The organism is Amycolatopsis antarctica (assembly GCF_002262875.1).
In the GTDB taxonomy this organism is placed as follows: Bacteria; Actinomycetota; Actinomycetes; order Mycobacteriales; family Pseudonocardiaceae; genus Amycolatopsis; species Amycolatopsis antarctica.
This window is the reverse complement of record NZ_NKYE01000001.1, coordinates 403730-417696: the sequence shown is the minus strand read 5'-3', so window position 1 is coordinate 417696 and position 13967 is coordinate 403730. Positions and strand designations below refer to the sequence as shown.

Here is a 13967-nt window from a genome sequence, read left to right as displayed (position 1 = left end):
GGGAGCGAAATGACCGCCGTTGCCGAACCCACCACCGGCCACCACGACACCTCGCAGATCCCGGCACCCGAGGGCTCCGTCACCGTCACGGTGAAGATCCTCCGGTTCAACCCGGAGCTCGACTCCGAGCCGCACTGGGAGTCCTACGACGTCCCGGCGCTGCCGACGGACCGGGTGCTGAACCTGCTGTCGAACATCAAGAACTACGTCGACGGCACGCTGTCGTTCCGCCGGTCCTGCGCGCACGGCATCTGCGGCTCGGACGCGATGCAGATCAACGGCATCAACCGGCTGGCCTGCAAGGTGCTGGTGAAGGACCTGATGGCGAAGGAGGGCAAGCAGACCTCCATGACCATCGCCCCGATCAAGGGCCTCACCACCATGAAGGACCTCTACGTCGACATGGAGCCCTTCTTCGAGGCGTTCCGTGCGGTGAAGCCGTACCTGATCGCGTACGGCAACGAGCCGACGCGGGAGCGGATCCAGTCGGTCGCCGACCGGGAGCGTTTCGACGACACGACGAAGTGCATCCTGTGCGCCTGCTGCACCTCGTCCTGCCCGGTCTACTGGTCGGACGGTTCGTACTTCGGGCCCGCCGCGATCGTCAACGCGCACCGGTTCATCTTCGACTCGCGGGACGAGGGTGCGGAAGAACGTCTCGACATCCTCAACGACGCCGAGGGGGTGTGGCGCTGCCGTACGACGTTCAACTGCACGGACGCCTGCCCGCGCGGTATCCAGGTCACCAAGGCGATCCAGGAGGTCAAGCGCGCCCTGCTGTTCAAGCGCGTCTGACCGGTTACCTCCAGCCCAAAGCGAAGCGCCGCGAGCCCCCGGCTCGCGGCGCTTCGCCGTCCCGTATCGGGCGGAGGGGCACCCCGTGTCGGGCGCAAGGGCACCCCGTGTCGGGCGGTACGGCACCCCGTGTCGGGCGGTATGGCAGGCCGTGTCGGGCGCCCCGGCACACCGTGTCGGGCGGTAGGACACCTCGTGTCGGGCCAGGGCAGGCCGTCGCTGCCGAGGTTCCCAGAATCGCGGTGCCACGGCGCGAGTTCCGGAGTCGACGCCGCGACACCGCCTGAGGTTGGCGCGACCGTCGGATCAGACGGCAGGTACGCGATATCCGGCCACTCCAGCCAAGCCCGACGCCTGCCGAGACGCCCGACACGGTATGTCCCACCGCCCGACACGGCATGCCCAGGCGCGCGACACGGGGTGTCTGGGCGCGCGACACGGCGGGGAGTGGGTCGGGCGGGCGGGCAAAGGGAACGCCGCGGGGCCCGGGGGTTCCGCGGCGTTCCCTTTGCCTGTCAACCGATCCGGGCGACGGTCACCGGACGGCGCGCAGGGCGTTCACCATTCCCTTGCCGTAGAACGAGTTGTACCGGTCCGAGCCGGTGCAGCCCTCGGCGCCGCCACACGGCACCGGGTCGGCCTTCAGTCCCAGCAGCGTCGAGAGCAGCCGCGGCGGTGCGAACCGGTACTTGCTCGCCAGCAGCGCGGCCACACCGGCCGCGTGCGGGGACGCCATCGACGTACCGCACTTGGTGCCGTACGCCCCGTTCACCACCGTCGACAGCGGGCAGCCCGCACCCTCGCCCGCGGGCGGGAGCTGCGCGCGGTCGCCACCGGGGGCCGTCACGTCGATTTCGTTCTTGCCGTAGTTGCTGTACGACGACTTCGTGCCCGCATAGCCGACCGCCGAGGTGGTGACGACGCCGTCCAGCCCCTTCGGCAGGATGGCGCAACTAGCGTCGACCGCGTGCGGCCGGTTCGGATCCGTTGTCTGGGCCGGGATGTCGAAACCGCTGTTGCCCGCCGCGGCGACGTTCAGCACACCCTTGTGCTGGGAGTAGGCCACCGAGCGGCGCACCGCCTCGTACGCGGCCGCGTCACCGGGCTGCTTCGGGCAGTAGAACATTCCCGGGTCGACGTAGTAACTGTTGTTGGTCACCGGGAAACCACGTTCCGCCGACCACATGAACGCACAGACGGCGGCCTCCGGGTAGATCAGGCCCTCGTCGTTGACGACCTTCACCGAGGCCAGCTTGACACCCGGCACCACGCCGGTGAAACCGGTCGCCGGGTCCTTGCCCGCGATCGTGCCCGCGACGTGCGTGCCATGGTCGGAGGTCGTCGGCGCCCAGGCGGCCGCGGCCGTGTCCGCCTTGCCGGAGAGGCAACCCGCCGAGGACTTCGCGTCGATCGCGTGTGCCAGCGCCGGATGCGTGGCCTCCACACCGGAGTCGATCACGCCGACGGTCACCCTGCCGCTTCCCGGGTTGACCTTGTTCGCCTCGGGCGCCTTGATGGCACGCATGTCCCACTGCTGCGCGGCCAGATCGGCGGAAGCGGCGACGGCGGTGGTCTGCTCCAGTGTCGCGTCCGCCGCACCGTTGGCCCGTGCGTTGGCGCGCATCCCGGCCGCAGCCGTACCCGGAGCCTCCGCGACCTCCTTGCCACCCGAGTACGCGCGGAAGGGGCCGACCCGCTGCTGGAAGTCCGCGTTGCGTGAGACCGCCACCGCCACACCGATCTCCGGGAAGTAGGAGACCGTGCTGCCGCACTTCTCCGCCATCTCCCTGTCGACGGCCTTCTGCTTCGTCCGCGGCTGGAAGAGCACCACGTAGCTGTACGCCGGACTCGTCTCGTCGCAGGCCGCCGGAGCGGGCGCCGAGGGTGCGGCGGTCGCGGCCGGCGTCGCGAGCAGGCTGGTCGCGCCCAGCACGATTGCCGTGGCAGCGGGTAGCAGCCAGCGTCGTGTTCTGGTCATGTAAACCTCCGGATTGTGAGCCGTCCGCGCGGGAGGGTTCGCCGTCCCGCCGGCTCGATCGGTCGCGAGAACGTTATGCAGGAAAACCCCCGTGGCGTGCCCTCCATTCGGGGCAAATCAACGGGCGTGAACCAATTGGAATGTGGGAAAAGAACAGTCCGTCCGTGAGAGCGGAAGGGTTGGGGTTCACCGCTTTCCGGCGCCGTCCGCCCGCAGACCGCGCCAGCCGATCACGCCGATGACCGTCCCCAGTACGAACGACACGACCGCCAGCACCAGGTGCACCCAGAAGAATGGCGTCGGCGCCCCGTCCGGGGTGAACGCGTTGTCGCTGCCGGACAGGTTCTTCACGAAGGTGATCCAGATGATCCAGGACCACACCCCGAACGCCAGCAGGAACAACGACACACGGCGGGACATACGCATGGACCGCAGTATGCCGCGCCGCCCGCCCGCGGCACGGCAGCCCACCGTCGCCCCCGCCGGACGGGTACGGCCGCTAGTCTTTCCCGGTGCGCAGCGCAAACAGTCGATCGCTCCGTGTTCTGGCCACGGCCATGCTGACCGGGTTGCTCACCCTGGTCGCACTGCCCGCGGCGGCCCAGCCGGAACCGCCGCCGCCCCCGCCGCCGTGCACCAACGCCGAACTGCCGCCGCCGCCGGTGGACACCTCCGAGCAGCCCCCGCCGGGCCAGGCGTCACCGGAGCCGCTGCCCGTACCGCCGCGGGTGGTCGGTGGCGCGCGGATGGGCGACTGCGGCCTCGTGCTGCCGGAGGGGGCCATCGCGCCGCCCGCGGAGAACACCGCCGTGTCCTGGGTCCTGCAGGACCTCGACACCGGCGAGGTGCTCGCCGCCAAGGACCCGCACGGCAGGCAACGTCCCGCCTCGCTGATCAAGACGCTGCTCGCGCTCGTCGTCGTCAAGGAACTCGAACCGGACCGCATGGTCACCCCCACCGCCGAGGACGCCGCGCAGGAATGCACCTGCGTCGGAATCGTCGCGGGCGGGCAGTACACCGTCGAGCAACTGCTGCGCGGGCTGGTGATGCACTCCGGCAACGACGTCGCACACGCGCTGGCGACCGTGCTGGGTGGCGTACCGGCCACCGTGGAGAAGATGAACGCGCTCGCCCGCGACATCGGCGCCACCGACACGCGGGCCGCGACACCGTCCGGTTTGGACGGTCCGGGAATGACCAGTTCCGCCTACGACATCAGTCTGATCTTCAACCAGGCGATGAAGCAGGAACAGTTCGCCGAGGCCGTGCGTACCCGCGAGATCCTGTTTCCCGGGTGGGCGGACAAGCCCGCTTTCCCGCTGTACAACGACAACAAGCTGCTCTCCACCTACGCCGGGTTCCTCGGCGGCAAGACCGGCTTCACCGACGACGCGCGGCACACCTACGTCGGCGGCGCCGAACGTGACGGCAAACGGCTCGCGATCGTGCTGATGCGCGGCGAACAGCGTCCGGTCCGCGTCTCCGACCAGGCAGCCATGATGCTCGACTACGGTTTCGCGCTCGCCTCGGCGAACCCGGAGCCGGTCGGGCGCATCGATTCCGCCGACACGTCCGTCCCGGTCAAGGACCCCGACGCCCCGGCGAACGCGGCCGAGCAACCCACCGCCGAACCGCCGGCCGAACCGGACGAGAGCTCCGGCACCACGGCCATCGTCATCACGCTGGCGATCATCGTCGCCGGGCTGATCGCGTTCGTCCGCGTCCGCCGGGTCAAGCGCACCTGACCCCGGCCCGGCCCGACGGAACGCGCGCCACGGGGTCGCGGGCGCTCAGTCGGCCTTCCGGGCCGGGATGCCCAGGACCGGCAGGCACTCGGCGACGCCGCTGAGTTCGATGTCGTCGCTCCGACGCGCGGACCATTGTTCGCGAGTCAGCCTCCACCGCTGGATCTCGGCCGCTTCGCCGCGGCGGGTGTCCCAGTCGAAACCGTTGGGCCGGTAGCCCAACGCCTGTGAGACGCGATTCGAAGCGTGGTTGTCGACGAAGGCATCGCTGCCGGCCTGCCGCGCGCCGAGTCCCTCGAACGCCAGGTGCAACGCCGCCTGGCGCATCAGCTTGCCGAGCCCACGACCGCGCGTTTCGGGGCTGAGCCAGGAGAACGTGTCCACGGTGCCGAACCTGGAGAAGTCGGTGCCGATCAGGTCCTGCATGCCGACCGGCTCGCCGTCGACGATCACGACGAAGTACAGCCGCCAGAAGCTGTCGCTGACCTTCCCGCGACCGGCCCACACCCCGCGGAGCCAGCCCCATTCCCGATCCGGACTGTCCTGGTACAGGGACATCGGATCGTCGAACGGCAACGGTGCCGCCGTGACCACTCCCTTGCGGACCACCGGTACGAGCCGCTCCAGCAGCTCGTCGGTCGCTCCCAGCAGCGTCAGCCGGGGCGTACACACCCGCACGTTCAGCGGTGGATACGCGGAGGCGGTCACGGAGTTCGTCGGCATCGGCGAAACCCTAGGTCGTCTCGACGGCACCTGCCTCCGAATTTTCACGCGCGCGGCGGTCTCGGGGTACCGAACGAGAAGCGACCAACGAGTCGAGCGCCGAGTTCCACGCTGGATGTGCCGCGGGCACGGGGTGTCGCAAGCATGGCCCGCCCGACACGGCATGCCAGAACGCCCGACACGGGGTGCGGGGGCGCGCGACACAGGGTGCCAGAACGCCCGACACGGGGTGCTGGGCCGCGCGACACGGCGGGTGGGCGGGCTCAGGGGCGGCCGCCGCAGTCGGGGGAGCAGTCCTCCACGGCGGCGTCCTGGGCGGAGTGCTCGGTATCGTGCCCGCCGGGGTCCTGGGCGGCGGGCAGCGTCTCCCGCGCCAGCGTCCAGGCCACCAGCGCCACGGCGGCCACCGCGCCGGTGACCCCGAACGCGACGCCGTAGGACACCTTCTCCGCGATGGCGCCGGCGACCAGCGGGCCGAGCACGGCGCCCACGTCCGCCGCCATCTGGAAGCCGGCCAGCACCCCGCCACCGCGCGCCTTCACGCCCAGCACGTCGGCGACGGCGGCGTTCTGCGAGGGGTTGAGCGCACCACCGCCGAGGCCGGCGATCAGCACCGCGACCAGGAACAGCCACGGTTCGCTCGCCTGCCCCAGCAGCACCATGCCCACGGCCAGCAGCGCCAAGCCGGCCAGCGCCGGGGGTTTGCGGCCGCGGGTGTCGGCGAACTTGCCCGCGACGAGCAGCACGGCCGCGTTCGCCGCGGCGAACACCGCCAGCGCGATCCCGGTGAACTCCTCGCCCTTCATCAGCACCGCGGTGACGAACAGCGGGAGCAGCGAAGCCCGGATACCGAGAACGACCCAGCCGTTGGTGAAGTTCGACATCAGCGCCGCGCGGTAGGTGGGGTGCCGCAGGGCCTGCCGGAAGGTCATCGCCGGCTCGGTCTCCTCGGCCGCGCGGGAGACCAGTTCGGACCCGCGGAGCTGCCACCACACCAGCGCGGTGGTGAGCAGCAGCGCGCCGCCGTAGAACAGGAACGGCGCCCGCAGCGACACGGTCACCAGCGCGGCACCGACGATCGGCCCCGCGATACCGCCCAGCAGGAAACTCGTGCCCCACAGTCCGGAAGCCCGGCCGCGCACCTGCGGCGGCGAGATCCGGATCAGCAGGCCGATCGCCGAGACGGTGAACATCGTCGAACCGACCCCGGACAGCGAACGGAAGATCAGTAGCTGCCAGTAGTCCTGCGCGAACGCGCACGCCAGGCTGCCCGCCGCGACGATCGACAGGCCCCAGAGGTAGGTGGGGCGCTCACCGAACCTGGTCACCAGCCTGCCGCTGACCGGCGCAAACGCCAGCCGCACGGCGGCGAACGCGCTGATCACCACGGACGCGGCAGTGACGCCGACGTCGAAACTGGCGGCGTAGCTCGGCAGGGCGGGCGCGATCAGGCCGTAGCCGATCGCGATCAGGAAACTGGCACCGACCAGCACCCAGATCTCGCGTGGAAACCGGACCTTATCCGCGGTCCCCCGCGTATCCGTGCTGCTCACCATCACCCCTTCGTGTCATGGGGAGCATAGGCCCCTCAGCCGCGGCGCCTGCCGAGCCAGCCGAGCACGGCACCGACGCCGAACACCCCGGCCGTCGCGCCCAGTCCCATCCCGCGCTGCACCTGCACCCGGGGCCGGATGATCGCCGGGGCGGGCGGCGGCACGACGGCGACCACGTTCTCCTTCGACGTCGCCGTCCACGCGGTCACGAACAGCAGGAAGCGGGACACCAGGTTCGAGAAGACGAGCAGACCGATGATCGGGCCGAACAGCGCCCCGCTCGGCGAACTGGCGACGCTGGCGAGGTAGACCGTCGCCACCTGCTTGAGCACCTCGAAGCCGATCGCCGCGATGACCGCGCCGTGGACGGCGCTGCGCAGCGAGACCTTCTGCCGCGGCAGCCGCGCGATCACCCACATGAAGACGAGCACGTTGGCGGCCAGCGACAGCAGGATCGTGGCGACGCGCAGCAGGAACACCGCCCAGCCCTGGTTCTCCAGGCCGACCAGTTCCAGCAGGAACTTGCCGACGCCGCCACCGATGGCGGTGAGGCCGAACGAGACGATCAGCGCCGCGCCGAGCCCGGCCAGCGCCAGCAGGTCCTTCAGCGTGGTCGAGACCAGCGGGAGCTGCTGCTTCTGCTGACCCCACTGTGCGGTGAGCGCGTCCCGCAGGTTCGTCATCCAGCCGATGCCGGAGTACAGCGCGAGGACAAGGCCGAAGACGCCGATGCCGGCCTTGGAGTCCAGCGCGGCCGTGACGATCTGGTTCAGGAAGTCGCCGAGGCCTTCGGGCGCGGAGGAGGTGATGCCGTCCTTGAGCTGGTTCAGCGCGTTCTCGTTGTCCATCAGGATGAACCCGGCGACGGAGAAGCCGACCATCAGCAGCGGGAAGAGCGCCAGCACGCTGAAGTAGGTGATCGCGGCGGCGTAGTGGTTGCCGTACCGCTCGGTGAAGGCGTCGTTCGCCCTGACCACGTGATCGAGCCAGGGGTACTTCCGCCGCATCCGCGGGAGCAGCCCCTCCTTCTTCGGCGGCTCACCGTCCGCGGTTCCCTCGGCGGTGTCCGCCCTTGTGGTGCCGTTCTTCGCTTCGACCATCAGTTCTCTTTCCCCGACGGGGACCGACTGGGCCTGGCGGGACGTATCGGCTACGACCTCCCGCTTCGCGTCAGATCCCTCGCGGAAACGCTAACCAGGGGCGGCACCCCCCGCAACGCGAGCGCGGGCACGCTCCCCCGCCGGATGACGCCGGATGACGCCGGGCCGCGTCCGTCCGGCGTCCGGCAACCTCGCCGGACCGAGTTCGCCAGCTCCGGACCGCCGGTTCCAGCGGCCACATCCGAGCCGCCAGATCCGATCCAGCGGCACGCGCGTGCCGATCTCGCGCCTGCGGGGGGAAGCGGTAACAACGAGCGTGGAGGCGTCGATGACCGGTACGTCACCGTTGGGCGTCGCGCTGCTGATCGGCAGCACCCGCGACGGCCGCGCGGGCGGCGCGATCGGCGACTGGTTCGCCGGGGTGGCGCGGCGGAGGGGGGACGTCGAGCTGGACGTGGTCGATCTCGCGGCGTTCGACTTCCCGGCCGGCTACCCGGCCGAGCCCACCGCGGCGATGTCGGCCTTCACCGGGCGAATCGAGCGGGCGGAGGCGTTCGTGGTGGTGACACCGGAGTACAACCGCAGCTTCCCCGCCTCGCTCAAGCAGGCGATCGACTACGCCTACGACGAGTGGCAGGCGAAACCGGTCGGCTTCGTCTCCTACGGCTGCCGGATGAGCGGCATGTACGCCGTCGAAGCGCTCCGGACGGTCTTCACCGAACTGCACATGGTCACGGTGCGCGACAGCCTCGGATTCGACCTGCTGGACGGCGAGTTCGGCGACGACGGCACACCGCACGACACCGACAGCAGGCTGCGCGCCGCGGCCTCGCTGCTCGACCAGCTCGTCTGGTGGGGCCTCGCGCTGCGGGACGCGCGGGCCGCACGCCCCTACGTGTCATGAACGACGACAGAGGAAAAGGAAAGAGCATGAACGCAACCGAGGCACCGGCCATCGAGACCTCCGGGCTGGTGAAGGTGTTCGGCAAGAACCGGGCGGTGGACGGCATCGACCTGACGGTGCCCGCGGGCTCCGTGTACGGGGTGCTCGGGCCGAACGGTGCCGGCAAGACGACGGCCGTGCGGATGCTGGCCACCCTGCTGCGCCCGGACGAGGGCGAGGCCAGGGTGTTCGGCCACGACGTCGTGCGGGAGGCGGACGCCGTGCGCACCCGGGTCAGCCTCACCGGCCAGTACGCCTCCGTGGACGAGGATTTGACCGGCACCGAGAACCTGGTGCTGCTGTCCCGGCTGCTGGGGCACCGCAAGCCCGCGGCGTACGCGCGGGCCGAGCAGCTCCTGGACGCCTTCGGCCTGACCGAGGCCGCGAAACGGCAGGTGAAGAACTACTCCGGCGGGATGCGCAGGCGGATCGACATCGCCGCCAGCATCCTGAACACCCCCGACCTGCTGTTCCTGGACGAGCCGACGACCGGGCTGGATCCGCGCAGCCGCAACCAGGTCTGGGACATCGTCCGGGCGGTGGTCGCGCAGGGCACCACCGTCCTACTCACCACGCAGTACCTCGACGAGGCCGACCAGCTCGCCAGCCGGATCGCCGTGATCGACCACGGGCGGGTCATCGCCGAGGGCACGAAGGGCGAGCTGAAGGCGTCGGTCGGGGCCGGGGCGGTACACCTCCGGCTCCGCGACGCGGAGCAGCGGCCGCGCGCCGAGGAACTGCTCAACCGCGTCCTGGACGCCCCGGTGCAGCTCGACGCCGACCCGCTCGCGCTGACCGCCCGGATCAACGACGGCACCGAGCAGGGCGCGGCGGTGCACGCCTCGCGCGCGCTGGCCGAACTCGCCGGCGAGGGCATCACCGTGGACAACTTCTCCCTCGGCCAGCCGAGCCTCGACGAGGTCTTCCTGGCCCTGACCAACAAGCCCGCCGGGCACCGTGACGCGAAGGAGGCAGTGGCATGACCACGGCCACGAAGGACGACGAACTCGAACTGGCCGCCCCCTCGGCCGAGAACCTGGCCAACGTGCTGATCGCGGTCGAGCAGCCGCCACGGCCGAGCGCGCTGTCGGCCTCGATCACCTTCGGGTGGCGGTCGATGCTGAAGATCAAGCACGTTCCCGAGCAGCTCTTCGACGTCACCGCGTTCCCGATCATGATGACGCTGATGTTCACGTACCTGTTCGGCGGAGCGCTGGGCAACGGCTCGGTCACCGACTACCTGCAGTACCTGCTGCCGGGAATCATGGTGATGAGCGTGGTCATGACGACGATGTACACCGGGGTGTCGGTGAACACCGACATCAGCAAGGGCGTGTTCGACCGGTTCCGCACCCTGCCGATCTGGCGGCCCGCGCCGCTGGTCGGCTACCTGCTCGGCGACGCGGTGCGCTACCTGCTGGCGTCCGCGGTGATCCTGACGCTGGGCCTGGTCCTCGGCTTCCGGCCGGCCGGCGGGCTCGCCGGTGTGCTGCTGGGCGTGGCGATGCTGGTGGCGTTCTCGTTCGCCTTCTCCTGGATCTGGACGATGTTCGGGCTGCTGATGCGCTCGGAGAAGTCGGTGATGGGGGTCAGCATGCTGGTGCTGTTCCCGCTGACGTTCCTCAGCAACATCCTGGTCGACCCGGGGACGATGCCGGGCTGGTTGCAGGCCTTCGTCGACGTCAACCCGATCACGCTGCTCGTCGCCTCGGTACGCGGACTGATGAACGGCACGCCGGACGCGGGCGCGACCCTGTGGGTGCTCGTCGCCGCCGGGGCGCTCATCCTCGTCTTCGGCACGCTCACCATGCGGCTGTACAACCGGAAGTGACCGCGGAAGCACGGCGGGCCCGGCCATCACGGCCGGGCCCGCCGTGTATGTGTCCCTTGCGGCACAAGGGTTTCCGGCCGTACGGGGCGCGTTCCGCGGTCAGAGCCGCCAGCGTGTCTCGACGCCGGGACGGTAGCCGCAGCTCGCGCCGGTGACCACGGAGGCGCGCAGATGCGCGGCGAGTTCGGGATGCACCGCGTCGAGCTTGCGCAGGGTGTCCCGGATGCGGGCGGTCACGGTCTTGCGGGCCCGTTCGGCCTCGTCGCCGAGCCTGCGGGTGCGGCCGGCGAGCCCGGCCGCGGAGCGCAGTTCGTCCAGCAACGCCTGACGTTCCCGGTCCAGCGCGGCGGCCCGGTCGTCGTCTCCGCGTTCCACGGCCCGGTCGATCTCGGTGTCCAGCCCGTCGAGCCTGCGGCGGTAGGCCGCCTTCGCCTCCTCGTCGAGCACCGCGTCGCCGCCCATTCCCCTCGCCGCCACCACGACATCGCCACCGGAGGGGTTGAGCAGGCGCACGGCGGGCACGTCGGTGCCCGGCCTGCCGAGCAGCAGGTGCAGGTCGCGCAGGCCCTTCGCGTCCGGGAGGTGCGCGGACCGCCCGCCGAACCGCACGGACCAGACCGCGCCGTCGCGGTGGAACTCGTTGGCGGGCAAGGGATCGCCGCCGGGAGCCGAACCGCCGGTGGCCGAGTCGGCTGGACCGATATCGACCGGACCGGCCTCGGCGAGTTGCCGCCCGGCGGCCTCCGCGACATGCCGTACGCCCAGCGTCGCGGCCTCACCTGCCACCGCCGCCAGCGTCTCGCGCGCGGCCGCCAGGTCGCCGGCGTGCCCGCGGCCGAGCAGCGCCCGGCCCAGCCCCTCCCTTGCGAGCAGCGACCACGGTCTGGCCTGCAGCCGGTCGGCGGAACCGTGCGCCTCGGTGAAGCCGTCCACCGCCGCGTCCCAGTCGCCCGCCGCGGCGTCGAGTTCGGCGACCCAGTAGGCGACCGGTCCGCCGATGTCGCAGCCGTAGATCGCCACCAGCCACTGCCCGGCGTACGGCAGCAGGTCCGCCCGTGCCCGCTCGCGCATCGCCGCGTCCCCGGTGATCACGGCCATCCGCGCCTGCAGGCGCAGCCAGATCGGTTCGAAGTCGATCGGATACGGCCCTTCCGCGGCGAGCGGCTCGGCCAGCGCCGCGAGCGCGGCGGCGTCCCCCTGCTCGGCGGCCGTCACGCCCTCCAGCAGCCGGGGGAACGGGTGGTCGGCGGCCGCGAGCTCCTGGTGCAGTTCGGCGAGTTCGCCGAACCGTCCCTGCAGCAGCCAGCAGTTCCAGCGCAGGTGGTGGGTCATGAAGGTGAAGTGGCTGTGCACGTTGTCGCCGAACGGTTCCAGCGCGCGGTCCAGGAACACCTCGGACTCGGCGAAGCGGCCCATCAGCCCGTAGATGATGCTCTGGTCCACGGAGGACGCGAAGTCCGATCGGGCCAGCCGGGCACGTTTCGCCGAGGCCACGAACTCGTGGAACTGGTCAAGGTAGCGCTCGTCGCCCAGCTCCAGCAGCGCCACCCAGCGGAACGAGGCGGCGAAGTACTCGACCTCGTGGTCGGCGGTGCGGCGGGCGAGGGCCATCAGCTCCTCGGTGATCCCCACCCGCTCCCTGGCACTGCCCGGCCCCCAGATCGCGTCGTGCCGGGCCCACAGCCCGAAGGTCAGCGAGTCGTCGTCCGCGCCGCCGCGCGCCAGCTCCGCCACCCGCACGGTCAGTTCCCGCGCCAGCCGGTCCAGCCGGGGCTCCGCCTCGGGCAGCGGCCCGGCGAGCGCACGGTAGGCGTCGAGCAGCAGGTCCACCTCCCAGCGATCCGCCGTGGGCGCCACGTCCACCCGGTAGACGGTCAGCGCGACCCTGGCCAGCAGCGCCGGATCCGCGCTCTCCCTGGCGGCGTCGGCGGCCACCCGGAACACGACGAGCGCACCGTCCCGGTCGCCGTCGTGGTCCAGCTCGCGGCCGTAGTCCAGGGACACGATCACCCGCCTGCGCCGGTCGTCGACGGCACCGACCCGCTCGTAGGCGCGCCGGTAGTGCTCGATCGCCTCGGCCGTGGCCAGCCTGCCCGAGGCGTCCCGCGCGGCGGTGACGAGCCGGTCCACGGCACGTGCCGGATCGAGTTCGGCACCGGCCAGGTACGCGTGCCCGGCCAGTTCCGCGGGCAGCATCCGTCCGGCCACCGCGGGTACCCGGTCGACGGAACGGACGATCTCGGCGTGCCTGCGGCAGCGGTCGGCCTCGTCGAGCGCCTCGTAGAGCGTTTCGCGCACCAGGTCGTGGGCGAAGGAGAAGGTGCCGGAGCCGCGGGCGAGGACGAGCCGGGAGGTGACCGCCTGGTCCAGCAGCCGGTCGATCCGCGGCACCGGCGTCGACGCGGCGGCGGCCAGTACCTGACGGTGGAACTCGCGGCCCAGCACGGCTGCGTCGGTGAGCATCCGGCGGACCGGGGCGGGCAGCAGGGACATGCGGCGCTGCAGCGCGTCCCGGACGCCGGGCGGAACGGCGGTGACCGAGCCGCCGCTGCTCCAGAGCCGGGCGGTCTGCTCGACGAAGAACGGGTTGCCGCCGGTGCGGCGGTGTACCTCGGCGGCCAGCGCGGCGCCGGGTTCCTCGCCGACCGTGCGGGCGATGAGGGCGGCGACGTCCTCGGGTTCGAGGCCGGTGAGCGTGACCGTGGTGGCCATCGCGACCAGTGGCGTGATCAGCGGCCACAGCGGATGTTCCGGGGCCTCCACCTCGACGTCGCGGTACGTTCCGACGATCAGCAGTCGCTCGAACCAGGTGTGCCGCGCGGCGAACTCCAGCAGGGAGAGCGAGGCGGCGTCCGCCCAGTGCAGGTCGTCGAGCACCACGAGCACCGGCCTGCGGGCGGACACCGTCACCAGCGCGGTGGTCACCGCGTCGTAGAGCGCGAAGTCGCCGATGGTTTCGGCGGTGCGCGACTCGCCCAGCAGTGCGGCCAGCGTGCTGCCCGCCGCCCGTTCGACCTCCGCCCACTCCTGCTCGCCCGCGGTCCGCCGGAGCGCACGGATCACCTGTACCCACGGCCAGTAGCCGGGCGCGCTGTCGGAGTCCCAGCACGCGCCGTGCAGCACCAGCGCGCCCTGTTCGGCGGCCTCCGCGGCCGCACCGGTGGTGAGCGTCGTCTTCCCGATACCCGCCTCGCCGGTGACCAGGACCAGCCCGCCGTGGCTGCCCGCGGCCCGGCGCACCACCCCGCGGAGAAGTTCCGCGGGGTGGTCTCGTCCGATCAGCACGGAAGTCATGTCGG

The 13967-nt window shown here is 71.3% G+C and carries 11 protein-coding genes; 5 read left to right on the top strand and 6 right to left on the bottom strand.

Going from position 1 to position 13967, the window contains the following annotated elements; genetic code table 11:
* The first annotated feature begins 9 nt into the window (after window positions 1–9).
* Window positions 10–795 (top strand): succinate dehydrogenase iron-sulfur subunit, encoded by a 786-nt coding sequence (locus CFN78_RS02060; protein ID WP_094860778.1) that lies wholly within the window; start codon window positions 10–12, stop codon window positions 793–795.
* Between the two features lie 535 nt (window positions 796–1330).
* On the opposite strand, the gene CFN78_RS02055 is transcribed toward CFN78_RS02060, so the two are convergent.
* Both CFN78_RS02055 and CFN78_RS02050 read right to left on the bottom strand, forming a co-directional pair.
* Window positions 1331–2773 carry a S8 family peptidase gene (locus CFN78_RS02055; RefSeq protein WP_094860777.1) on the bottom strand — a complete coding sequence of 481 codons (1443 nt, stop codon included), beginning with the start codon at window positions 2771–2773 and terminating at the stop codon, window positions 1331–1333.
* 186 nt (window positions 2774–2959) lie between these two features.
* Window positions 2960–3199 carry an SCO4848 family membrane protein gene (locus CFN78_RS02050; RefSeq protein ID WP_094861077.1) on the bottom strand — a complete coding sequence of 80 codons (240 nt, stop codon included), beginning with the start codon at window positions 3197–3199 and terminating at the stop codon, window positions 2960–2962.
* Between the two features lie 86 nt (window positions 3200–3285).
* Between CFN78_RS02050 and CFN78_RS02045 the strand changes: the two genes are divergently transcribed.
* Window positions 3286–4518, top strand: coding sequence for a D-alanyl-D-alanine carboxypeptidase family protein (locus tag CFN78_RS02045; protein WP_240519208.1), 1233 nt, complete (start codon window positions 3286–3288; stop codon window positions 4516–4518).
* Window positions 4519–4563: 45 nt separating this feature from the next.
* Here CFN78_RS02045 and CFN78_RS02040 read toward each other — a convergent pair whose 3' ends face one another.
* From CFN78_RS02040 to yhjD, 3 genes are all read right to left on the bottom strand, one after another.
* Window positions 4564–5241: a GNAT family N-acetyltransferase gene (locus tag CFN78_RS02040; RefSeq protein WP_094860775.1), complete on the bottom strand. Its 678-nt coding sequence runs from the start codon at window positions 5239–5241 to the stop codon at window positions 4564–4566.
* A 263-nt stretch (window positions 5242–5504) separates the two neighbouring features.
* On the bottom strand, window positions 5505–6797 hold the full coding sequence (locus CFN78_RS02035; protein ID WP_094860774.1) for an MFS transporter: 1293 nt from the start codon (window positions 6795–6797) through the stop codon (window positions 5505–5507).
* Between the two features lie 32 nt (window positions 6798–6829).
* Complete coding sequence (yhjD, locus tag CFN78_RS02030; protein WP_240519239.1) at window positions 6830–7801, bottom strand: inner membrane protein YhjD; 972 nt, start codon at window positions 7799–7801, stop codon at window positions 6830–6832.
* A gap of 421 nt (window positions 7802–8222) precedes the next feature.
* On the opposite strand from yhjD, the gene CFN78_RS02025 reads away from it, so the two are divergent.
* Genes CFN78_RS02025 through CFN78_RS02015 form a run of 3 tightly spaced genes read left to right on the top strand, consistent with a single transcriptional unit; the run spans window position 8223 to window position 10668 of the window.
* Complete coding sequence (locus CFN78_RS02025) at window positions 8223–8798, top strand: NADPH-dependent FMN reductase (protein WP_094861076.1); 576 nt, start codon at window positions 8223–8225, stop codon at window positions 8796–8798.
* A gap of 26 nt (window positions 8799–8824) precedes the next feature.
* Complete coding sequence (locus tag CFN78_RS02020) at window positions 8825–9820, top strand: ATP-binding cassette domain-containing protein (RefSeq protein ID WP_094860772.1); 996 nt, start codon at window positions 8825–8827, stop codon at window positions 9818–9820.
* Complete coding sequence (locus tag CFN78_RS02015) at window positions 9817–10668, top strand: ABC transporter permease (protein ID WP_094860771.1); 852 nt, start codon at window positions 9817–9819, stop codon at window positions 10666–10668. Before CFN78_RS02020 ends, CFN78_RS02015 begins: the two co-directional genes overlap by 4 nt.
* 99 nt (window positions 10669–10767) lie before the next feature.
* On the opposite strand, the gene CFN78_RS02010 is transcribed toward CFN78_RS02015, so the two are convergent.
* Window positions 10768–13962, bottom strand: coding sequence for an ATP-binding protein (locus tag CFN78_RS02010; protein WP_094860770.1), 3195 nt, complete (start codon window positions 13960–13962; stop codon window positions 10768–10770).
* Between the last annotated feature and the right edge of the window lie 5 nt (window positions 13963–13967).